The 22,022-nt window shown below is 65.9% G+C and carries 18 protein-coding genes; 1 reads left to right on the top strand and 17 read right to left on the bottom strand.

Features of this window, described 5'->3' with window-relative positions:
• Positions 1–97: 97 nt before the first annotated feature.
• The 9 genes from mdlC to cysK all read right to left on the bottom strand — a co-directional run bounded on the left by mdlC (position 98) and on the right by cysK (position 10,149).
• Complete coding sequence (gene mdlC / locus D3I60_RS05770) at positions 98–1,744, bottom strand: benzoylformate decarboxylase (RefSeq protein WP_262775190.1); 1,647 nt, start codon at positions 1,742–1,744, stop codon at positions 98–100.
• Between the two features lie 85 nt (positions 1,745–1,829).
• On the bottom strand, positions 1,830–2,771 hold the full coding sequence (locus D3I60_RS05765; RefSeq protein ID WP_262775189.1) for a D-2-hydroxyacid dehydrogenase family protein: 942 nt from the start codon (positions 2,769–2,771) through the stop codon (positions 1,830–1,832).
• A 157-nt stretch (positions 2,772–2,928) separates the two neighbouring features.
• A complete protein-coding gene (gene ilvD / locus D3I60_RS05760) occupies positions 2,929–4,641 on the bottom strand; it encodes a dihydroxy-acid dehydratase (RefSeq protein WP_262775188.1) in 1,713 nt (570 codons plus the stop codon).
• 189 nt (positions 4,642–4,830) lie between these two features.
• A complete protein-coding gene (locus D3I60_RS05755; protein ID WP_262775187.1) occupies positions 4,831–5,775 on the bottom strand; it encodes a 2-hydroxyacid dehydrogenase in 945 nt (314 codons plus the stop codon).
• 67 nt (positions 5,776–5,842) lie between these two features.
• Positions 5,843–6,307, bottom strand: a complete 465-nt coding sequence (locus D3I60_RS05750) for a MarR family winged helix-turn-helix transcriptional regulator (protein WP_262775186.1) — start codon at positions 6,305–6,307, stop codon at positions 5,843–5,845.
• A gap of 1 nt (position 6,308) precedes the next feature.
• Positions 6,309–7,022 carry an NAD(P)H-dependent oxidoreductase gene (locus tag D3I60_RS05745; protein WP_262775185.1) on the bottom strand — a complete coding sequence of 238 codons (714 nt, stop codon included), beginning with the start codon at positions 7,020–7,022 and terminating at the stop codon, positions 6,309–6,311.
• A complete protein-coding gene (locus D3I60_RS05740; RefSeq protein ID WP_262775184.1) occupies positions 7,022–8,209 on the bottom strand; it encodes an LLM class flavin-dependent oxidoreductase in 1,188 nt (395 codons plus the stop codon). The genes D3I60_RS05745 and D3I60_RS05740 overlap by 1 nt, the downstream gene beginning before the upstream one ends.
• Before the next feature lie 192 nt (positions 8,210–8,401).
• Positions 8,402–9,076 carry a serine O-acetyltransferase EpsC gene (gene epsC / locus D3I60_RS05735; RefSeq protein ID WP_262775209.1) on the bottom strand — a complete coding sequence of 225 codons (675 nt, stop codon included), beginning with the start codon at positions 9,074–9,076 and terminating at the stop codon, positions 8,402–8,404.
• A 146-nt stretch (positions 9,077–9,222) separates the two neighbouring features.
• Entirely contained in the window at positions 9,223–10,149 is a 927-nt protein-coding gene (gene cysK, locus D3I60_RS05730; protein ID WP_262775183.1) for a cysteine synthase A, read from the bottom strand.
• Positions 10,150–10,531: 382 nt separating this feature from the next.
• Here cysK and def point away from each other — a divergent pair, with 382 nt between their 5' ends.
• A complete protein-coding gene (gene def / locus D3I60_RS05725) occupies positions 10,532–11,104 on the top strand; it encodes a peptide deformylase (protein WP_262775182.1) in 573 nt (190 codons plus the stop codon).
• 76 nt (positions 11,105–11,180) lie between these two features.
• Here the strand turns inward: def and D3I60_RS05720 are convergent, their stop codons facing one another.
• From D3I60_RS05720 to D3I60_RS05685, 8 genes are all read right to left on the bottom strand, one after another.
• Positions 11,181–12,215: a hypothetical protein gene (locus tag D3I60_RS05720; protein WP_262775181.1), complete on the bottom strand. Its 1,035-nt coding sequence runs from the start codon at positions 12,213–12,215 to the stop codon at positions 11,181–11,183.
• 213 nt (positions 12,216–12,428) lie between these two features.
• The gene (gene gatB, locus D3I60_RS05715; RefSeq protein WP_262775180.1) at positions 12,429–13,910 is read right to left on the bottom strand and encodes an Asp-tRNA(Asn)/Glu-tRNA(Gln) amidotransferase subunit GatB; all 1,482 of its coding nucleotides are present in this window, start codon (positions 13,908–13,910) and stop codon (positions 12,429–12,431) included.
• Positions 13,907–15,409 carry an Asp-tRNA(Asn)/Glu-tRNA(Gln) amidotransferase subunit GatA gene (gatA, locus tag D3I60_RS05710; protein ID WP_262775179.1) on the bottom strand — a complete coding sequence of 501 codons (1,503 nt, stop codon included), beginning with the start codon at positions 15,407–15,409 and terminating at the stop codon, positions 13,907–13,909. Before gatA ends, gatB begins: the two co-directional genes overlap by 4 nt.
• Before the next feature lies 1 nt (position 15,410).
• Positions 15,411–15,716: an Asp-tRNA(Asn)/Glu-tRNA(Gln) amidotransferase subunit GatC gene (gatC, locus tag D3I60_RS05705; protein WP_062862017.1), complete on the bottom strand. Its 306-nt coding sequence runs from the start codon at positions 15,714–15,716 to the stop codon at positions 15,411–15,413.
• Positions 15,717–15,797: 81 nt separating this feature from the next.
• Positions 15,798–16,358, bottom strand: coding sequence for a hypothetical protein (locus tag D3I60_RS05700; protein WP_262775178.1), 561 nt, complete (start codon positions 16,356–16,358; stop codon positions 15,798–15,800).
• A gap of 169 nt (positions 16,359–16,527) precedes the next feature.
• Entirely contained in the window at positions 16,528–18,726 is a 2,199-nt protein-coding gene (ligA, locus tag D3I60_RS05695; RefSeq protein WP_262775177.1) for an NAD-dependent DNA ligase LigA, read from the bottom strand.
• Positions 18,723–19,895, bottom strand: a complete 1,173-nt coding sequence (locus tag D3I60_RS05690) for a hypothetical protein (protein ID WP_262775176.1) — start codon at positions 19,893–19,895, stop codon at positions 18,723–18,725. The genes ligA and D3I60_RS05690 overlap by 4 nt, the downstream gene beginning before the upstream one ends.
• Complete coding sequence (locus tag D3I60_RS05685) at positions 19,888–21,996, bottom strand: prolyl oligopeptidase family serine peptidase (RefSeq protein ID WP_262775175.1); 2,109 nt, start codon at positions 21,994–21,996, stop codon at positions 19,888–19,890. Before D3I60_RS05685 ends, D3I60_RS05690 begins: the two co-directional genes overlap by 8 nt.
• Positions 21,997–22,022 lie beyond the last annotated feature (26 nt).

Below are 22,022 nucleotides of genomic sequence, written 5' to 3'. Positions count from 1 at the left end.
ACCAACGGTCGTGACCGACGTGGCCGGTTGAGCAGTCAGGTCGAGCAATGACGAAGCCGCCGGAGAGTTCCGACTCTCCGGCGGCTTCGTCGTACCGTCACTCCACCGCCCGCCCATCGTCGCCGAGGACGACGGCGTCGATGAGCACCGGTCCGTCGGCCTGCAGCGCTTCACGGTAGGCCGCGTCGAACTCCTCTCGGTTCGTGGTCCGGCTGGCCGGGACTCCGTACCCCTGCGCCAGCGACACGAAGTCGATCGCGCCCAGAGTCAGTCCCGGGGTGTCAGGGACCCCCATCCGTTCGGCGAATCCGGAGAGCGCACCGTAGCCGGAGTTGTTGACGATGATGAAGATCGTCTTCGTGCCCAACTGGGCGGCCGTGTACAGAGCTGTGAGCCCGTAGTTCGCGGAGCCGTCTCCGACGGTGGCGACAATGGTCTTCTCCGAGTCGCCGATCGCCAAACCCAGCGCGACCGGCAGCCCGAAGCCGAGCCCTCCCGAGGCCGGGAAGTGGTACATGCCCGGTTTGTCGATGACGATCCGCTCGAGGTAGTCGAGGTCGAGGGTGGTCGTCTCATTGACGTACACGACGCTGTCGTCGACATGCTCGTTGAGCACGGCGAGCACCTCGGTGCCGGTCATTCCCTGCTCTGACCGCGGTGGGGAGGTGACGATTCGGGACCCACGGTCGCCTCGGCGAGTTCCTCGATCCGTCGTCGCTTCCGCGAGGTCGGCGAGCGCGGTCGCGACGTCCGCGACGATGGCGCTGCCGAACGGTGCCCGTGTCGCCTCCCGCGGGTCCTGGGTGATCTGGATGACCTCGGTGCCCGGCTCCAGATAGTTCGCCGGCTCCCAGCGGTGGTAACGGAACGCGGCGGCTCCCACGACGAACACGACGTCGTGGCCGGACAACCGGTCGCGCACCGATCGGATGCCCGGAACCAGGACGCCTTCGAAGTTCGGATGGGTCGTCGGGAACGGGCACCGCGTCGGTGAGGGTGCGACGTAGACGGAGGCGTTCAGGCGTTCGGCCAGCACCATTGCGTCCTCATAGACCGTCGGATCAGCCACTGCGGCGGCATCGACCTGCGGCCCGAGGACGAGGGCAGGGTTCTGTGCCCCGTCGAGGACGTCCGTGAGTTCGCGGCGCAGCGACACCGGTATGGTTCCTGCCGTCGTCACCGAACGCTTCGCCAACAGTTCGTCATCGGGAAGGGCCGGTTCGTCCCAGTCATCGAGCGGAACGGACACATAGACGGGACCACTCGGCTGGGTGGTTGCCTCGAGTGCCGCTTGCGACAGCGTGCGCGGCACATCGGCAGCCGACAGCGGCTCGTGCGAGTACTTCACCAGTGGAGCAGGCAGTGTCGAGGCATCGACGCTGGCGAGCATCGTCTCCTGTCCGACGGTGCGGCGCACCTGCTGACCGGCGAGGACGACCAGCGGAACGTGACCGTAATGGGCGTTCGTCAAAGCGCCCATGCCGTTGCCCGACCCCGAGGCGGCGTGCAGATTGACCAGCGCCGGCCCTCCCGTGGCCCGTGCGTATCCCTCGGCCATACCGACGACGACCTGCTCATGCAGACCGAGGATGAACCGGAAGTCGTCCCCGAGGCCCGCGAGGAACGGCAGCTCGTTCGATCCCGGATTTCCGAAGATCGTCGTCATCCCGTGGGCACGGAAGACCTCCAGACTCGCGTCGAGGACTGTCTTCACTCCGTCGTCTGTGTCGGATTGGTCGGCCATTGTGCCTCTGCTTTCGTTTGTGGTGCTGTCGCGGAGGGCCCGAATGGTGTGGCGCCTCTCTCACCTCACCATATCCGTTGGCGCATCAGCTCAGCACCCGGATCGGCTCTCCTGCGATCCAGGCTGCGATGTCCTCGACTGCTTGTGTGAAGAAGATCCGGTACGTGTCTTCGGTGACGTATCCCAGGTGCGGGGTGAGCACGGTGCGCGGTGTGCTGCGCAGACGGTGGTCGACCGGCAGCGGCTCTTCGTCGTGGACGTCGAGTCCAGCGCCCCTGATCCCTCCTGCCTCCAGCACGGTGATGAGTGCGTCGGTGTCGACGAGTCCGGCGCGTGAGGTGTTGACGAGGATGCTGTCGGGCCTCATCGTCTCAAGTTCGGCGGCTCCCACGAGTCCTCGGCTGCGGTCGCTGAGTTTGTAGTGGATCGTCACCACGTCGGAGGTGGAGAACAGTTCGTCCTTGCTCACCGCGCGCACGCCCAGGGCGTCTGCCCGTTCCGCGTCGAGGTTCTGGCTCCACGCCACGACGTCCATTCCGAAGGCCGCACCGACCCGTGCGACCTTCGTTCCCAGGCGTCCCAGACCGACCACGCCGAGGCGGTGCCCATCGAGGTCTCCCCCGACGGTCGACTGCCAGCCGCCGCCTCGGACGGCGGCGTCCTCGGCCGGGATGCTGCGCAGGACGGAAAGGATGAGTCCCCAGGTCAGCTCGGGTGTCGCCGAGGTAGTCGACTCGGTTCCGCAGACCACGATCCCCTGCACACGCGCCGCCTCCACGTCGATGGAGGCGTTGACCCGTCCTGTGGTCACGAGCAGACGCAGGTCCGGCAGCCGTTCCAGCCGACCGGCGGTGAAGGCGGTTCTCTCACGCATCGCCACAGCCACCTCGGCACCGGTGAGGACCTGCACCAGGTCATCGTCGTCGGCGATGGGTCGGTCGATGAACTCGACCTCGGCGTCGAGAACGCTCCAGTCCGCGAACTTGCCTGCCACCTGCTGATAGTCATCGAGAACGACGATGCGCATTGTCTTCCTCTCCTGAAGTCGTGTGACCAACATCCTAGAGCCGATTGACGAGGCGGTGCAGACCCAAGTCTGCACCGCCTCGGCGATGGTGGAACCGGACCGTATCGCTGAGCGTCACACGAAGGTGAGCGGAATCAGCAACGGACCTTGAGGTAGCTCAGAAGCAGACCGCGCCCTTCGACGCCGACTGCACGAGCTTCGCGTACTTGCCGAGCACCCCGGTGAGGCGGTGGTTCTCGGGCAGCGTCCAGGTCTTGCGGCGCTCGGCCAGCACCTCCTCGTCGACGTGGAGTTCGATCGAGCGAGCCGCGATGTCGACAGTGATCTTGTCCCCGTCCTCGACGAGCGCGATCGGACCGCCGTCGACCGCCTCGGGGGCGATGTGGCCGATGCACAGACCGGTCGAACCGCCGGAGAAGCGACCGTCGGTGAGCAGCAGGACGTCCTTGCCGATGCCCGCGCCCTTGATGGCGCCGGTGATCGCGAGCATCTCGCGCATTCCCGGTCCGCCCTTGGGTCCTTCAAAGCGGATGACGACGACGTCGCCCTTCTTCAGTTCCCCGTTGAGCACGGCGTCCATGGCCGGCTGCTCCTGGTCGAAGACGCGAGCGGTGCCTTCGAAGACGTCGGCGTCGAAGCCTGCGGACTTCACGACCGCACCTTCAGGAGCCAGAGATCCCTGCAGCACGGTGAGGCCGCCGGTGGCGTGGATCGGGTTGTTGAGCGCGCGCAGGATCTTCCCGTCCGGGTCCGGCGGGTTGATCGACTCGAGGTTCTCGGCCACAGTCTTGCCCGTCACGGTCAGGCAGTCGCCGTTGAGCAGACCGGCGTCGAGGAGGGCCTTCATGATCACGGGCACGCCGCCGATCTTGAAGACGTCGTTCATCACGTACTGGCCGAAGGGCTTGACGTTGCCCAGGTGCGGAACCTTGTCGCCGATGCGGTTGAAGTCATCGAGTTCGAGTTCCACTCCGGCTTCATGGGCGATCGCCAGCAGGTGGAGAACCGCGTTCGTCGAACCGCCGAAGGCCATAACCACGGCGATCGCATTGTGCAGCGATTCGCGGGTGATGATGTCACGGGTCGTGATGCCCTGGCGCAGCATGTTCACGACCGCCTCGCCGGACTTGCGAGCGAACATCGTGCGGTTGCGGTGGATCGCCGGCGGAGCGGCCGAACCGGGCAGCGACATGCCCATGGCCTCGGCGGCCGAGGCCATGGTGTTCGCGGTGTACATTCCGCCGCAGGCACCCTCACCGGGGCAGACGGCGCGTTCGATGGCGTCGACGTCCTTCTGCGACATGGTGCCCGCACGGCAGGCGCCGACGGCTTCGAAGGCGTCGATGAGGGTGACCTCCCTCTCCGAGCCGTCCTCCATCTTCGCGGTTCCGGGCATGATCGAACCGTTGTAGAGGAAGACGCTCGAGAGCCCGAGGCGGGCGGAGGCCATGAGCATTCCGGGGATCGACTTGTCGCAGCCGGCCATGAGCACGGAGCCGTCGAGGCGTTCGGCGCTCATCACGGTCTCCACGGAGTCGGTGATGACCTCGCGGGAGACCAGCGAGTAGTGCATTCCCTCGTGGCCCATCGAGATTCCGTCCGAGACGGAGATGGTGCCGAATTCCAGCGGGAAGCCACCGGCCTCGTGGACGCCTTCCTTGGCGGCCGAACCGAGACGCTGCAGCGACATGTTGCAGGGGGTGATCTCATTCCACGAGGTCGCGATCGCGACCTGCGGCTTCACCCAGTCGTCGTCGCCCATGCCGACGGCGCGAAGCATTCCGCGCGCGGCGGTGGCCTCGAGGCCGTCCGTGACATCGCGAGAACGGGGTTTGATGTCGGGAGTGGTGTTGTCTGTATCGATGCTCATGCAGGCATGCTACGCCCGATTTCAGCATCCGCACGCCGGACTCTCGCATGGTGGAACCTCTTGTGGGAACCATGCGAGAGTCCGACCGCGAGGCCATGTTCCGGCCCTGCTTAGGTCAGATTCGCGTGACCTATTGCCCGCGATTCAGGCCCGCGGTTCGCTGCGCCTCGGGCCCCAGCTCACGGCATCTCAGACCTTGATGAGATTGACCGGCTGCTCACCGTCGTTGATCCGCCTGACCTGCTCGGCGAGGATCTTCACGACCCGTGGTTCGAACGCCGAGGTGTCGCCTCCGACATGGGGTGTGATGAGGGTGTTCGGGGTGCCCCACAGCGCGTGGTTGCGCGGCAGCGGCTCCGGATCGGTGACGTCGAGGGCGGCATGGAGCCGGCCCGCGGCGAGCTCCGCCACAAGCGCATCTGTGTCGACGACCTTGCCGCGGGCGACGTTGACGATGAGCGCATTGTCGGGAAGCAGGCTGAGGAACTTCTCATCGACGAGGCGGTGGGTGCCCTCGTTGAGTGGGGTGATGAGCACGACCACCTCGGTGTGGGGCAGAAGTTCCGGCAGCTCGTCGACGCCGTGGATCTTCCCGCGCTCGTCCTCACGTGCGGTCGAGGCCACTCGGGTGAGCTGGACTTCGAAGGGGTCGAACCGGTCAGCGATGGCCGAGCCGATCTCACCGACGCCGATGATCATCACGCGCCGGTCCTGCAGCGAGCGGTAACGCTGGTGCTCCCACACCCGCGAGACCTGCGAGCGCACGGCGTCGTCGATTCCGCGCAGGCTGGCCAGAGTCAGCGCCAGGGCGAGCTCGGCGGTGCCTCCGGTGTGCACGCCGGAGGCGGTCGCCACCTGGATTCCGCGTTCGGGCAGGTGGGCGACGGGATCGAATCCGGTCGTCTGAGTGATGACCATGCGCAGGTTAGGCAGCTCGTCGAGCAGCTCGATCGTCGGCCCGGAATCCATATACGGCAGGATGACGACATCAACATCGTCACGACTGAGCTTGGCCGACCGTTCGGCATCGGAGAAGACGACGAGGTCGACGTTCGCGCGCTGGTGAGCGGGGATCCGAGCGATCACACGGTTGCGGAGCTCGGAGTTCGGGAAGGCGATTGTGGTGATGGACATGCCCTCATTGTGGCACGCGGCCCGGCCCGGCGCCGAGGGATTCGTCACTCTGAGATGACGGGCCTCGTCACTCGGGCAGCGCTCTTCCGATCCGCGTGAACACGGCCTCGATCACCTCGAGTTCGGCATCGCTGACATGGTCGAAGAAGATCTCGTCGACATAGCTCTTGTGCTGGGACCCGGCGGACAGGAATGCCCGCGCCCCCGCCTCGGTGAGTGCGACATTGTGAGCACGCCCGTCATCGAGACACTGGGTCTTCGTCACCAGTCCCGCGTCGACGAGGACCTTGATCCGATAGTTCAGCCGCGACGGCGAGAAGACGAGCTTCTTCGCCAGGGCGCTCATCGTCAGCGTCCGCTCCGGCGCTTCCCACAGCAGTAGCAGAGTGTTGTAGTCGCTGACGTCGAGCCCTGCGTCGTCCTTGAGCTGGACCTCAAGGGCCTGACGGATGCGCTGCGAGGTCTCGAAATAGGTCCGCCACGCGTTCTGCGCCAGCGCCTCCCTGCCGAGCCCGAATCTGATCTCCGTCATCTCAGCCCTCGAGCAGCTGCGCGAACGGAGTGACGTTCGCCGGGTCGAATTCGTCGACGATTCCGCGATTCGCCGCGGAAGTGCCCCGGGTCGCGCCCGCCCCTGCACCTGCGTGCGAATCGGGGTCGGCCACCTCGGCGAGGTCGTCATTTCCGGCCCCGTTGATCGTTGCGGTCAGGGACACGAGTTCCTCCCCCGCCTGGCGGATGCGGGCGGTCAGCGCGCGGCCGCCTTCGACGGTTCCCCAGTCGTCGGTCGCGGCGAACACCGTCGTGGGCACGACGATGCCCTTGAGGTAGGACAGCATCGGCCGCAGCACGGCATCCCCGGCCAGCGAATGGCGAGCGGTGCCGCCGGTGGAGGCGATGAGCACGGGCTTGCGGCTCAGCGCCTTGTCATCGATGAGCTGCCAGAACAGGGTGTGAAGGCCGACGGGGGCGGCCTTGTACACCGGTGCCACGGTGACGATCGCATCGGCGGCGGCGATGGCCGCGAAGGCCTGCTCCAGCGCTTCGGAGCGGAACCCGGTCAGGGTCATATCCGTGAGCGCGGTGGCGAGGTTGCGGACGTTGATGACGTCCGTGGTCACGTCGATTCCCACGGATTCCCCCGCCGAGGCGGCTTGACCGAGGATCCGGTTCGTGAGCTTGAGCGTGGTCGAGTCCTCGCTCAGCGAGGTGGTCACGGCCACGATGTTCATCGTGTTCGCGCTCATCAGCGGTCGACTCCTTCCTGTGTCGGATTTTGGTCAGCTTCGGCGGCGCGCGCCTGGCGGTCTTCGAAGGCGCGCGATCCTTCTCCGCCGCCGGGGATCGGGTCTCGGCCCTCGCGGTGGCGGATGACGAGGGATTCGTGGGTCGGGGCGTCGGGGACCTCGGCCGGGCGGCCTTTCGCGAACTCCTCGCGGAGAACAGGGATGACCTCCTCGCCGAGGAGGTCGAGCTGTTCGAGCACCGTCTTCTGCGGCAGTCCCGCATGGTCGATGAGGAAGAGCTGGCGCTGGTAGTCCCCGGCCCAGTCGCGGAAGCTCAGGGTGCGCTCGATGACCTGCTGCGGCGAGCCGACGGTCAGCGGAGTCTGCGTCGAGAAGTCCTCGAGGCTGGGTCCGTGGCCGTAGACCGGGGCGTTGTCGAAGTAGGGACGGAACTCGCGGACGGCGTCCTGGGAGTTCTTGCGCATGAATACCTGACCGCCGAGGCCGACGATCGCCTGGCTGGCCGTGCCGTGGCCGTAGTACTCATAGCGCTGACGGTAGAGCTGAACCATCCGCGCGGTGTGCGAGGTCGGCCAGAAGATGTTGTTGTGGAAGAACCCGTCGCCGTAGTAGGCCGCCTGTTCGGCGATCTCGGGGCTGCGGATCGACCCGTGCCAGACGAACGGCGGTACTTCGTCCAGTGGGGTCGGGGTGACGGTGAAGCCATTGAGTGGTGTGCGGAACTTGCCATCCCAGTCAAGGTTCTTCTCACGCCACAGACGGTAGAGCAGGTTGTAGTTCTCGACCGCCAGCGGGATGCCGGCACGGATGTCCTTGCCGAACCACGGGTAGACGGGACCGGTGTTGCCGCGGCCCATGATCAGGCTGATGCGACCGTCGGAGAGGTGCTGCGCGTACGAATAGTCCTCGGCGATGCGCACGGGGTCGGTCGTGGTGATGAGCGTGGTCGCCGTGGAGAGTTCGAGCTTCTCCGTCTGCGCGGCGATGTTGGCCAGCAGAACCGGTGGGTTCGCCGGAGCCACGAAGGGCGGGTTGTGGTGCTGCCCGGTGGCGAAGACGTCGAGTCCGACCTCCTCGGCCTTCTTGGCGATCTCGACGGTGTTCTTGATCCGCTGGTGTTCGCTGACGGTGGTGCCGTCGGTGGGGTCGGTGGTGACATCGCCGATGGTGAAGATTCCGAATTCCATGACGCCTCCTGCATCTGGGCTGCTGCGGTTCTCGCGTCCGCCCTGCTGATTGGACTACTTCAATTTTGAAGTAACTAGTTGAAATCTTAACAGAGGTGGCCGCGAAAGTATTCCCGGGGGCGGAGATGAACACACAACGGCTCCTGCCCGTAGGCAGGAGCCGTTTGTGATCCGACGGGTCGGGGCGTGGACTCAGATCCAGAGGGCCGGGTCCTCGAGGACGAAGTCCGGATGCGTCGTCGACGATTCGGCTCCCGCCTTCGCCGAGGCGGCGCCGTCCTTCTTCTTCGAGCGCACGGTCGCGGGGATGCCGACAGCGCTTGAGTCGGACGGCACGTCCTTGACGACGACGGCGTTGGCTCCGACCGCTGAGTTGTCGCCGACGACAACGGGGCCGAGGATCTTCGCCCCGGCTCCGACGAGCACGTGATTGCCGATCGTCGGGTGGCGCTTCGTCTGTGCCATCGACGTGCCGCCGAGGGTGACCTGATGGTAGAGCATGACATCGTCGCCGACTTCCGAGGTCTCACCGATGACGACTCCGCTGGCGTGGTCGATGAAGAAGCGACGCCCGATCCTGGCGCCCGGGTGGATCTCCACCCCGGTCAGCGTTCGCACGAGCTGGGACATCAGTCGCGCCGGAACCTTTCCGGCGTCGTGCTGCCACAGCCGGTGGAGTCCGCGGTGCGCCCAGATGGCATGCATCCCGGGGTAGGAGACCAGGGAGACGAAATCATTGCGCGCCGCCGGATCGCGTCGCTTCACCGTCTCGAGGTCTTCTCTCAGCGTCTCGCGCACACCGGGTCGGCTCAGTCCATAGGCGGCCGCCCCCGCAGCCGCTGCGGCCGCTGCCCACAGTGCCTTCATCATTGACTCCCTTGCTCAGTCGTCTCGGTCTATCTCGTGCAAGTCGGATTCGGTCGGAAGAATTCCCTCGACCCTCCGACAGGGAACTTCTCAGACAGCGAGGGCGCCAAACCGAAGTCTGACGCCCTCACGCTGATCACTCGCGCTCAGTCGAGGTATTCCGAGAACAGCGGTGTCGACAGGTAGCGCTCACCGAAGTCAGGGAGGATGACGACGACGCGCTTGCCGGCGTTCTCTGGACGCGAAGCGACCTGCTCAGCCGCAACAAGGGCAGCACCCGAAGAGATTCCGACGAGCAGACCCTCTTCCTTGGCGACCTCGCGGGCCCGCTCGATGGCGACCTCGTTGTCGATGTCGACAACCTCGTCGTAGATCTCAGTGTTGAGGATGCCCGGCACGAAGTTCGCACCCAGACCCTGGATGGCATGCGGTCCGGCAGTGCCCTCGGTCAGCAGCGGCGAGGCGGAGGGTTCGACGGCGACGATCTTGACCTCAGGCAGCGCCTCACGCAGAGCGGCGCCTGCGCCGGAGATGGTGCCGCCGGTGCCGATGCCGGCAACGAAGATGTCGACCTTGTTATCGGTGTCGGCGAGGATCTCGGGGCCGGTCGTGGCCTTATGGATCTCAGCATTGGCTTTGTTCTCGAACTGACGGACGAGCACGGCACCCTCGGCGGCGACCTCTTCCGCCTTCGCCACGGCACCCTTCATACCCGCAGCCTTGTCGGTCAGGACGAGCTCGGCTCCGAAGGCACGCAGCAGAGCACGGCGCTCCTTCGACATCGATTCGGGCATCGTGAGGACGACCTTGTAGCCGCGGGAGGTGCCGACCATGGCCAGCGCAATGCCGGTATTGCCCGAAGTCGCCTCGACGATGGTTCCGCCGGGCTTGAGTTCGCCGGATTTCTCGGCGGCGTCGATCATCGCCACGCCGATGCGGTCCTTGACGGAGTTGCCGGGGTTCGAGGATTCGAGCTTCGCCACGATCTCGGCGCCCGACCGGTCGCTGGCCTTGTTGATGCGGACCAGCGGCGTGCGGCCGACGAGTTCGGAGACATTGTTGTAGATGGTCAAAGTAAGTCCTTTCACGATTCTTTGTGCACCGCTGTCGACGGCCACTCGCCGTTCGGCGGACATGCACCTGAACGGGTGGAGCGACAGCTTGCATCTCGTGGTCCGAGACGGCTTGCCCTCATCATAACCACGCCGACCCTGAACGTGTTCCCAGATATGTTGCTCAACAATCTGTGTTCGCTGGCGGCGAAACTTTATGACGGCTCCTATCACATACCCGAGATAGCCGCATATCCATCCACCCGATCGAGCTCGGGATACGATCAACCGCTGAGCAATCGGTGGACACGATCACCGAGGCGGCCCTCCCCCGAGATCGCGCCCAAGCGCTGCGATCGGGCGGAGTCTGAGACGGTCTCAGGTGACCGATACGATTGTCCTCATGGCTATTCATCCCATCGTCGTCTACGGCGAGCCCGTTCTGCATCGTCGTGCCGAGAAGATCACTGAGTTCGACGAGGACCTTGCCGAACTCGTCGCAGACATGCACGAGACGCTCGACGCCAGCAACGGTGTCGGACTGGCCGCACCGCAGATCGGTGTCGGCAAGTCCATCTTCGTGTTCAACGCCGACGATGACTATGGTGTGCGTCGTCGCGGCACCTTCGTCAATCCCGTGCTCATCGCCTCGAAGGTTCCCGATACCCGTCCCGATCCCGACGATGAGACCGAAGGATGCCTGTCGGTGCCGAGTCTCGACTTCCCCCTCAAACGTGCCGACAGAGTCACCGTCAACGGCTTCGATGAGAAAGGCGAACCGGTGACGCTGAGCGCTGACGGGTGGTTCGCGCGCATCATGCAACACGAATACGACCACCTGCAGGGAACCCTCTACGTCGACCGTCTCGACAAGCGGTGGTCGAAGAAGTGGAAGAAAGCCCAGGAGGCTCACGGCTTTAACCAGCCGGGCCTGTCGTGGATGCCGGGAGTCGACCCCGACCCCTTCGGTCACTGAGCCGGGAGCGGGCAGGCCGACGAGCTGAGACAAGTCGGCGAACTGGGATCAGTCGACCGCTGAACCGGGGTCGAGCTCAGGCTTCGAGTTCGTCCACGGACTTCTGAGCCGCAGCCAGGCGGGAGTCGAAGTCGTCGAAATCATCAGCAGTCTGGTCGAGTTCGGCGACGAGTCCGGAGATGATCGACGACTGCGAATCCGCATCGATGCGCAGCTCCCTGAACTGCCAATCGGCGGAATCGTCCGCGGCGGTGCGAGACAGCACATCGAGCACTCGATCGCCTAGCTCGCGGGAGCGTTCGGAGTTGTGCAGCAGCATCAGCTGCTGGTCGAGTTCGAGCAGCCGCTCGTAGTATTCGTGCATCGACTCCACGCGTCGCGCCATCGACGAGAATGCGACGGCCAGCTTCGACAGATAGGTCTCCACCGACTTCGCGGTTCCCGCATCGCGGATGCCTTCGATCTCCTCGCGCAGGCTGACGAGTTCCTGCAGCCGCACTCCGATGGAGGCCACAGCATGGTCGAGGTCGACGCGGGAGACGTGGTCTTTGAGTATCGGGTGTGTCCAGGCACGGGTGCGCACGATCTTGCGAGCGATCGTGACCGCGAGATGGAACAGACGCTGCTCGTCGGTGTCCCGGCCTTCCTTGCGCCCCGGCAGATAGCCGAGACCGGCCGGAGTCACCCACTGTGCGGCGGCGACCTTGCGCCGATTCTTGCGGCTCAGTCGCTTCGGATCACGCAGGTATTTGGGGCCGGTGACGGCGGCGAAGATTCCGGTGCCCAGGGCGGTGGCCGCACCCATTCCGCCGAAGGTCAGTGCGGCATCGGCGAATCCCGAGACCAGAGCCAGTCCCCCGGGGGCTGCGAATCCCGCGGTCACGGCGGTGCCGGCGGCCGTGCCGCCCTTGAACAGGACGCTGGAGCGGAAGAAGTTCCGGCTCATCCCACCGGTGAGCATGATCGCGCTCGGGGCTCCGGCCGTGTAGTGGTATCCGCGGGCACTCCAGGCTCGCAGTACCGCCTCGTTGACGCTGTCGGGCACGAGCACCCGATAGATCGGCGCGGACTTACCGCATTCGCTCTTCCACAGCGATTTCCACTCAGACACCGCTTCACCTCCACGCGTGTGAGTCACCTACTCGGCCCTGTACCTGCGGGCCATCGGTTGCGGGGAATGCGAACAGCCACACCCTCCGCTGTGCTCGGGAAACCGGTCGGTTCCCTTGGTCGCACAGTCTAGAGGGTGTGGCTGGATCAATCCTGAGTCCTGCTCGGCACTGTCAGGCGCCGCCGTCGACCAGGATCGGAGTCGGACCTGTACTCAGACGCCCAACTTGGCGAGGATGAGGTCCTTGGCCTTTCCGGCATCGGCCTGTCCGCGGGTGGCCTTCATGATCGGGCCCATGAGCGCTCCGATGGCCTGCATCTTTCCGCCCTTGATCTTCTCGACCACATCGGGGTTGGACGCGATGGCCTCCTCGACGGCGGCTTCGAGTGCACCGGTGTCCTCGACGATTTCGAGGTCGCGGGCCTTCATCACCTCGGCGGGCTCGCCTTCGCCGGCGACGACTCCGGTGAGCACATCCTTGGCCAGCTTGTCATTGAGCTTGCCCTCGTTGATGAGATCGACGAGTCCTGCCACCTGGGCGGGTGTGACGATCTCGGTGGGGTGCTTGTCGTCCTGGTTGGCCAGGCGGGCCACCTCACCGGTCCACCACTTGCGTGCCGCTGCCGGCTTCGCACCGGCGGTGACGGTGTCCTCGATGGCTTCGAGGAGTCCGGCATTGACGATGTCGCGCATCTCCAGATCGGAGAACTTCCATTCCCCGAGAAGGCGGCGCCGCTTCTGCGCCGGAAGCTCGGGCAGGCTCGCCCGCAGCTCCTCGACCCATTCGCGGGACGGCTGCAGCGGGACGAGGTCGGGCTCGGGGAAGTAGCGATAGTCGTCGGCGTCGGACTTCGGACGCCCCGAGGAGGTCTCTCCGGTCTCTTCGTGGAAGTGACGGGTCTCCTGGACGACCTTCTCCCCCGCCTCGAGGAGGGTCGCCTGGCGGGCGATCTCGAAGCGCACGGCGCGTTCGATCGAGCGGAAGGAGTTGACGTTCTTCGTCTCCGTGCGGGTGCCCAGCGGTGCCTCGGGGCTCTCCCGCAGGGACACGTTGACGTCGGCGCGGACGTTGCCCTGTTCCATGCGGGCTTCGGAGACGTCGAGAGCGCGGAAGATGTCACGAAGGGTCCGCACATAGGCGGCGGCCACCTCGGCGGCCCGTTCCCCTGTCCCGGTGATCGGGTGGGTGACGATCTCCACGAGCGGCACACCGGCGCGGTTGTAGTCGACGAGAGAATGGTCGGCGCCCTGGATGCGCCCGGTGGCCCCTCCCACGTGGGTGTTCTTGCCGGCGTCTTCCTCCATGTGGGCGCGCTCGACGGGGACGGTCACGATGGTGCCGTCCTCGAGCTCGACCTCGACCTGGCCTTCGGCCGCGATCGGCTCATCGGACTGGCTGGTCTGGAAGTCCTTGGGCACGTCCGGGTAGAAGTAGTTCTTGCGGGCGAACCGGCAGGTTTCGGCGATCTCGCAACCGAGCGCCAGACCGATCTTGATCGCGTACTCCACCCCCTTCTCGTTGACCACGGGCAGGGACCCGGGCAACCCGAGGGAGGTGGGGGTCACGTTCGTGTTCGGTCCCCCGCCGAAGGTGTTGGGGGCGGCGTCGAACATCTTGGTCGCGGTGCCGAGTTCGACGTGGACCTCGATGCCGATGACCGGATCGTATTTCTTGATCGCGTCTTCGTATTTCACTTGGCGTTCAGTCCTTCCGCGAGAGTGTCGAGCACGCGTCCGCCGGCGGATTCGAGTGCGGCTTCCAGGGGTCCGGCCACCTCGTAGAGCTTGATGTCCTCACGGGCCGGAGCCAGGATCTGGAAGCCGACGGGCAGACCATCGGCCAGGCCCGCGGGCAGAGACAGTCCGGGGATGCCGGCGAGGTTCGCCGGGATCGTCGCCACGTCGCCGAGGTAGAGGGCCATCGGGTCAGCGGCCTTCTCCGCACCGAACTTCAGTGCGGTCGTCGGGGTCGTCGGGGACACGAGGACGTCGCAGGCCGCGAAAGCCTTCGCGAAGTCGTTCTGGACCAGGGTGCGGATCTTCTGCGCCGAACCGTAGTAGGCATCGTAGTAGCCGGCCGACAGAGCGTAGGTGCCGAGGATGATGCGGCGCTTGACCTCATCGCCGAAGCCTGCGGCACGAGTGGCCGACATCACGGTCTCGGCGGTGACGGGTCCGGATTCCGGTTCGACGCGCAGGCCGTAGCGCATGCCGTCATAGCGGGCGAGGTTCGAAGACACCTCGGAGGGCATGATGAGGTAGTAGGCGTCGAGGGCGTAGGAGATCGACGGGCAGTCGACCTCGACGATCTCGGCTCCGGCAGCGGCAGCGGTTTCCAGCGCTGCCGTGAACGCGGTACGGACTCCGTCCTGGTATCCCTCACCGGCCAGCTGCTTGATGACGCCGAGCTTCTTGCCTTTGAGCTCGCTGGTCTGGGCGGCGCTCAGGAATCCGCCGACCTCATCGGGCAGCGAGGTCGAGTCGAGCGGATCATGTCCGGCCAGCAGCTCGTGCAAGGCTGCGGCGTCGGCGACGTTGCGGCCCATCGGTCCGACCTGGTCGAGGCTCGAGGCCATGGCGATGATGCCGAAGCGCGAGATCGACCCGTAGGTCGGCTTGACGCCGACGGTGCCGGTGAACGCGGCGGGCTGGCGGACGGATCCGCCGGTATCGGTGCCCACGGACAGCGGGGCCTGGAAACCGGCCAGCGCTGCGGCCGCGCCTCCCGACGATCCTCCGGGCACGTGGTCGAGGTTCCACGGATTGCGGGTGTTGCCGAAGGCCGAGTGCTCGGTCGTCGATCCCATGGCGAATTCGTCGAGGTTGGTCTTGCCGAGCACCGGCAGTCCTGCGGCCTTGACCTTGTTGTGCACAGTCGATTCGTAGGGCGGAACCCAGTTCTCCAGCATCTTCGACCCGGCGGTCGTACGCGTGCCCTCTGTGACGACGAGGTCTTTCAGCGCCACCGGAACACCGGCGAGGGCGTGGAGGTCCTCACCGGCGGAGCGCTTGGCGTCGACGGCCTTTGCGGTCTCCAGAGCGAGCTCGTCGGTGACGGTGATGAAGGAGTTGAAGTCATCCTCGGTGGCGGAGATGCGGTCGAGGTGCGCCTGCGTGACGTCGACGGAGGAGAACTCGCCGGAATTCAGTCCTGCGGCGAGTTCGAGGGCGCTCTTGTTCGTCAGTTCAGTCATCTCATTCCTCCCCGAGGATCTGCGGGACGAGGAACTTGTCGTCCTCGGCGGCCGGGGCCGAGGCCAGTGCCTGTTCGCTGGAGAGCGTCTCGCCCACGACGTCGGGGCGCATGACGTTCGTCAGCGGGATGGGGTGGCTGGTTGCGGGCACATCGTCGCCGGCCACTTCGTTGACCCTGGCGACGTTTCCCAGAATTGTGCTCAGATCACCGGCGAGCGATTTCAGCTCATCTTCGCTCATGGCGATCCGAGACAGTGAAGCCAGATGCTCCACCTGTTCGGGGGTGATTGCGGAAGACTCCGTCATTCCCTGCCTTTCATCGTCGTTTTCACTCGGCACCAGTCTAGTCTCTTCAGCCGACCCGCCCCCGCCGTCAGGTAGTAATTGTTAGGCGGGGAGGCGTTCGGGCCAGGTGCGGGTGCCTTGGATGTATCCGGCCATGTCGGCCACGACGCGGTCCGCATCGGCCTGGGTGAATTCTCCGGCCGAGACTCCGGCCTGGAGGTCGGCGGCGAGATCGGCGATGCGGGTCCGGGCGTCGGCCGCGGTGGCGGCGACGAGGTCCGTGCCGGCTGACAGTCTGCCGGCCGTCTGACCTGTGGTGAAAGCCGATCCGTTCGGTGTGGCAGTACCGGACGATCCGGTGTTCGCCGAGGCGGTGCCGACGAATGAGGCTCCGACCGCAGAATCGTCGACGATGGTGCCTTCGATGACCTCGTGCGCGTCCGTCGAGATGCCGTCGAACGCAATCGTCGACTCCGCGGTCCGGCCGGTGACCGGAGCGGCCGGAGTGCGCATCGAGGTCAGTGCCGGCTGAGCATTGCGTTTGGTGCTGTTCGGTCCCGGCCCCAGCACCAGGTCCGCCAGGCCTGCCGTCACCGGCACCGCGGTCAGTGCCGCGGCGACGACCACGCAGGTGCCAGCGAGGACTTTGGGGATCCATCTCATGTCCCACACTCTTCCACTCGAAGCTGTCTCTGAGCTTGGCTGAGTCTGAACCCCGACTTCGAGTTCGGTCACGAACGAATCACAGCCGCACCATGGAACCTCCCGGAACCGGGATGTATTCCCTCCGGCAGCGAGGCTCCAGGGACCGGGCACAAGGCCCGGGCACACCTCAGTCGAGGCCGCCGGTCTCCAACAGAACCCTGAACTGGTCCTCGTCGAGGACGGGCACGCCCAGAGACTCCGCCTTCTCCAACTTCGACCCGGCATTCTCACCGGCGACGACATAATCGGTTTTCTTCGAGACCGATCCCGCCGCCTTGCCGCCGGCACCGAGGATCGCCTCCTTGATGCCATCGCGGGTGAACGAACTCAGCGAACCGGTCGCCACGATCGTCAGCCCCTCGAGGGTCTGCGCGGCGGCCTCGACCTCGTCGTCTTCCATCCGCACCCCGGCGGCCGCCCAGGTCTCGACGATCTCGACGTGCCAGTCGATCTCGAACCAATCGCGAATGCTCTGGGCGATCGTCGGACCGATGCTCTCGACGGCCGACAGCTCCTCGAGGCTTGCCTCACGGATGGCCTCAAGGGTGCGGAATTTCGCGGCCAGGGTCCGTGCCGCGGTCGGTCCGACGTGGCGGATCGACAAGGCGACGAGCACCCGCCACAGATCCTGATCCTTCGCCTTCTCCAGCTCGTCGAAGAGCTTCTTCGTGTTCGCGCTCGGGGCGCTCGGCTTCTTCGCGGTTCCCCGGGTGTAGAAATACGGGACAAGCTCTCGCTCACCGGTCTCCACTCCCTTGGACTTCTTGTTCCGCCAGATCTTGACATCGCCCAGATCCTCCGGGGTGAGGTCGAAGAGGAAGGCCTCCGACGTCAGCGGGGGCGTGTCCGGTTCGGCCGGCGCCGTCAGCGCCAGTGCAGCCTCCTCGCCGAGAGCTTCGATGTCGAAGGCCGCGCGGGAGGCCAAGTAGAAGATGCGGTTGGCCAGCTGCGCCGGGCACGATCGAGAATTTGGGCATCGCAGGTCCTTGTCGCCCTCCTTCTGCTCACCGAGCTCGGTCCCGCAGGACGGGCAGCGGGTGGGCATGACGAATTCGCGCTCGGATCCGTCCCGCAGCGCCGCGACCGGGCCGAGCACCTCGGGGATGACGTCTCCGGCCTTGCGCAGGGTGACGGTGTCGCCGATGAGCACGCCCTTGCGTTTGACCTCGTACCCGTTGTGCAGGGTCGCCCGCTCGACGGTCGATCCGGCCACGGTGACCGGTTCCATCACGGCGAATGGGGTCACGCGCCCGGTCCGACCCACCTGCACCTGGATGTCGATGAGCTTCGTCGTGACTTCCTCTGGCGGGTATTTGAAGGCGGTCGCCCACCTCGGTGCGCGAGACGTGTAGCCCATCGTCTCCTGCACGGCGATATCGTCGATCTTGATGACGATTCCGTCGATCTCGTGGGTGACATCGTGACGGTGTTCGCCGTAGTAGGAGATGAAGTCTTCGATCTCGTCGACGGTGTCGAGGACCTTGAAGTAGTCGCTGATCGGCAGACCCCACGACCGGAACTGCTCGTAGACCTCGGACTGGTGGGCAGGCTCCGGATGCGAATCATCGGCCGGGGTCCACACGGCGATTCCGTGGACGAGCATGTGCAGGGGCCGGCGCGCCGTGACAGCCGGGTCCTTCTGCCGCAGCGAACCTGCAGCGGAGTTCCGCGGGTTCGCAAAGGGAGCCTTGCCCTCGGCGACGAGGGAGGCGTTGAGTTCGGCGAAGTCCTCGACGGGGAAGAACACCTCACCGCGGATCTCGACCTCGGCCGGCGGGTGCTTGGTGTCGAGGCGGTGCGGGATATCGGAGATGGTGCGCACGTTCGCGGTGATGTCCTCACCGATGCGTCCGTCGCCGCGGGTCGCTGCCCGCACGAGTTCGCCGTTCCGGTAGAGCAGATTGACGGCGAGGCCGTCGATCTTGAGTTCGCACAGGAACTTCGACTTCACCGAGGTGGCCGACCGCACCCGTTCGTACCAGGCTCGCAGTTCGTCGTAGTCGAAGACGTTGTCGAGGCTGTACATCGGACCGATGTGTTCGACCGGGTCGAAGGTCGAGGTGTCGACGACGCCGCCGACGGTCTGCGTCGGCGAGGAGTCGGTGACGAGTTCGGGGAACTGCGCTTCGAGGTCTTCGAGACGATGGACGAGTTCGTCGTATTCCGCATCGGAGACAAGCAGGGAGTCCTGATAGTAGGCGGCCCGCAGCTCCTCGATCCTCTCGGTCAGCTGGGCATGTGCCTGAGCGCGAGCGGTCGCATCGGTGAGGTCGACGCCCTGCAGCACGGGCGTCGATGAGTCGGCGTTCTCCGGTGTCGTGGTCATTCGATCTCCTCAAGAGCCCGCCGCAGACCGGCGGCGATGGTCATGGTTCCCCGATTGTGCTCGGGTCCGATCTCCTGCTGGCCCTCCAACAGCGGCGGGTAGGTCAGCGGCAGTTCGGGTCCGGCGATGATCCCGAATTCGCGCAGGCTCGCGACCCCCATGCCGATGCGCGACCAGGGGGTGCGGATCTGCTCGCACCAGTGGTTGACCGCGTCCGGTCGCCCGCCGGCCGCTGTCGGCAGCTGGATCCAGGTGCCGAGCCCCGCCTCGGCGAGGATCGCCAGCTGCTCCCAGCTGTGTGGTCTCAGGCTAGCCAACGGCACTGACACGGATCGGGCGCCGGTGCGGCGGACCGCCTCGGCGGCGGGAATCTCCTTGCCCTGCAGATGCAGAGAATCGAGGTCCGGCAGGGCGAGCACGGTGGGCGGGAGGTGGCGCAGCGTGGATTCGAGCGCCGCCCACACCTGGGTTTCGCTGATGGCGGGCAGGCTCGCCCACCCGGACACCGTCGGCCAGGTGCCGGTGAGGACCGGGTTCAGGCGGGATTCGACGAGTCGGACGGTCGGCTGCATACCCAGGCTCGCGATGCGGTCGGTGAAGGAGGCGATGCCGAAGGCGTAGGCCTGGACGACGTCGCGGCGTGCCCCATAATCGCCGAGCACACGAGCGCCGGAGCTCAGGCTCAGCGCGGTCACGAGCGTCCACGGTCCCGGCAGGCTGATCTTGACCTGCCCGGGCCGGGACCCACCGTATTCGGCGATCGCGTCGAAGGCTTCGATCAATGCCGAGTCCTCGAGCCTTTCGTCTTTGCCCGCCGAGGCGGTCAGTCGCCATCCGTAGGATGTGCGGTCGACGTGGAGTTCGGTGAGCAGGCCGACGGCGCGACCGATGGCGTCGGCGCCCCATCTGCCCTCGGATTGGTGAGCGGTCAGGGGCACCGGCGGAAGCTGGTCGGCGAGGAGATCGAAGCCGGAGGCCGCGGCCTCCCGGACCGGACTTGTCGCGATATAGCCGCGGCGCGGATCGCGGGCTCCGGGCAGCCAGACTCCCGTGGTTGTGGCGGCGGGCAGAACGGACGTCGGGACGTCGGGGACGGCCGCCTCGGTGGGGGTGGAGTCCGGCCGGTCGCGGTCGTAGCTTTCGCGGTCGGCAGTTCGGGGTTCAGCCATGCTGGTGGGCGCGGGGGATTCCGAAGACGTCGACATAGAATCCGAACTCGCTTTCCAGGGAATCGATGATGGTTTCGGCGCGGACGAAGCCGTGGGATTCGCCCTTGTACAGACGGTAAATGTACTCCACTCCGGCCAGTTCGAGTGTATCGACGAATTCCTGCGCCTGCGAGGGTGGGACGATCGGGTCGCGGTCGCCTTGCATGACGGCCACGGGCACCGTGATATCGCTGGTCCGGCGGATCGGCGAGCGAGTGATGTATTCGTCCTGGGCTGCGGGCCAGGGTCCGACGAGGCCGTCGATGTAGTGGGATTCGAAGTCGTGGGTGTCGACGACGAAGCGCATGAGGTCGGTCACCCCGAAATACGAAGTGCCGCAGGAGAACACGTTCGTCGAGGCCAGGGCGGACAGCACCGTCCACCCACCCGAGGAGGCTCCGGAGATGGCGATGCGATTCGGATCGGCGAGTCCGGCTGCGACGAGTCCGTTGACAGCGGCGACGGTGTCCTCGACGTCGATGACTCCCCACCCGCTGCGCAGCCGGTCACGCCAGGCGCGACCGAATCCGGTCGACCCGCCGTAGTTGACTTCGAGGACGCCGATGCCCTGGGAGGTGAAGAAGCTCGTGCGGGCCGTCATCTCCGGGGTCGCCTGCCCCGTCGGTCCGCCGTGGATCGAGACCACGAAGGGCGGGAGTTCGTCGACGGGAGCTGCGAAGCGAGGATTGTGGGGCAGGTGGATGACGACGGGAACTCCCCCGAGCTCGCTGACCTGCGGGCGGGAGTAGTAGCCCTGGTGGGTGTCGAGGCGTTCGCTGGCGATCTCGGTGAACAGTCCGGTCACCCGGTCGACGGCATAGAGGACTCCGGGGCGCCTCGTCGACTTCGCCGTCAGCAGCAGGTGGGTGCGTCCGAGGTCGAGGAGTTCGATCGTGCCGAACGTCTCCCCCGTCGTGTCGATGGTCTCCCAAGCTGTGGCGGCAGGGGCCGTGGCGGCCGGGTCGGTTTCGGCGGGGTCGGGGTTCGGTGAGGACAGGTCTGGTTCGGGCGCGGCGGGACTGTCAGTGAGGCGGCGGCGCACGAGTGTTGCGGTGGCCGCCTGCGAATGGGCCCACACTTCATCTCCGTCGTTGAGGTGCCACCGCGTGCCCAGCTGCCAGAGGGCACCGCCGATCTCCTCGCCGGTGTCGATGACCGGTCGCAGCCGGTCGAATCCGATTCTTTCGGGCGCCGGCGCCTGACGGTCGTCGGTGACCAGGGTACGCGAGGCGACAGCGTCGAAGTCGAGCCGGTATAACGACCAGTGTCCTTGATGGTCGGAGATGACGTGGAGGGCCGAATCAGAGGTGAACTCCGGCTGGAGCAGCGAGATTCCCGGATCGGTCGGACTCGGCATGCCCGGATCGGCTCTGCGTGGTCGCTCGACGCCGTCGCCGCTGAGCACGGCGACGGCAGGGGTGGCCGGCGTGCGCACATCGACCAGCCACAGGGTGGTTCCGTCCCAGGGCATGTTCGGGTGCTCCCAGCCGATGAATGCCAAGCTGCTGCCGTCGGGTGAGAGTCTGGGCCAGGCCATGAAATGAGAGTGGGTCGAAAGCACATTCGTCGTCCCGTGCTTGGTCAGCAGCACAATCGCGCGTTCACGACTGGTGGACCGGCAGTCCTCACGCACGCATAGCAGACCCCACGGACTCATGTGCAGATCTCCGTAGCGGATCCGCCCCGAGGTGTCCGGGGTCAGGGCATGCGGGGCTCGCCCGGGAATGATCTGCCAGACGCGCTGATCTGCGGCGTTGACGAAGTAGATGACGTCGCTGCTCTGGTCGAGAGCCCATGAGGCTCCCCCGTATTCGTGGACGGCGGAGCGGATGTTGAAGCCCGAAGGAATAACCTGCTCGCAGTCTCCCGGGTGCGACAGGGACGTGCGGACGAGTCCGGTGCGGGCCTTCTCAGTGGGGATCTTCGTCGAAAAGAAGATCTCGTCCCCACGGAAGGCGGCATCGAAGATCGGAGCGGCACCGGCAGCCACCTCGGCGGCGCCCAGAGGTGAGGACCAGGTTCCATAAGGTGCCGTGACGACATCTTGGGGACTTTCCTTCATGCCCCCAGAGTATCGCCAGTGGCAGA

Origin of the sequence: Brevibacterium permense (genome assembly GCF_025506275.1) — a bacterium.
Classification (GTDB): Bacteria; Actinomycetota; Actinomycetes; order Actinomycetales; family Brevibacteriaceae; genus Brevibacterium; species Brevibacterium permense_A.
The sequence above is the reverse complement of the archived record's forward strand: the minus strand, read 5'-3'. Positions and strand labels throughout refer to the sequence as shown.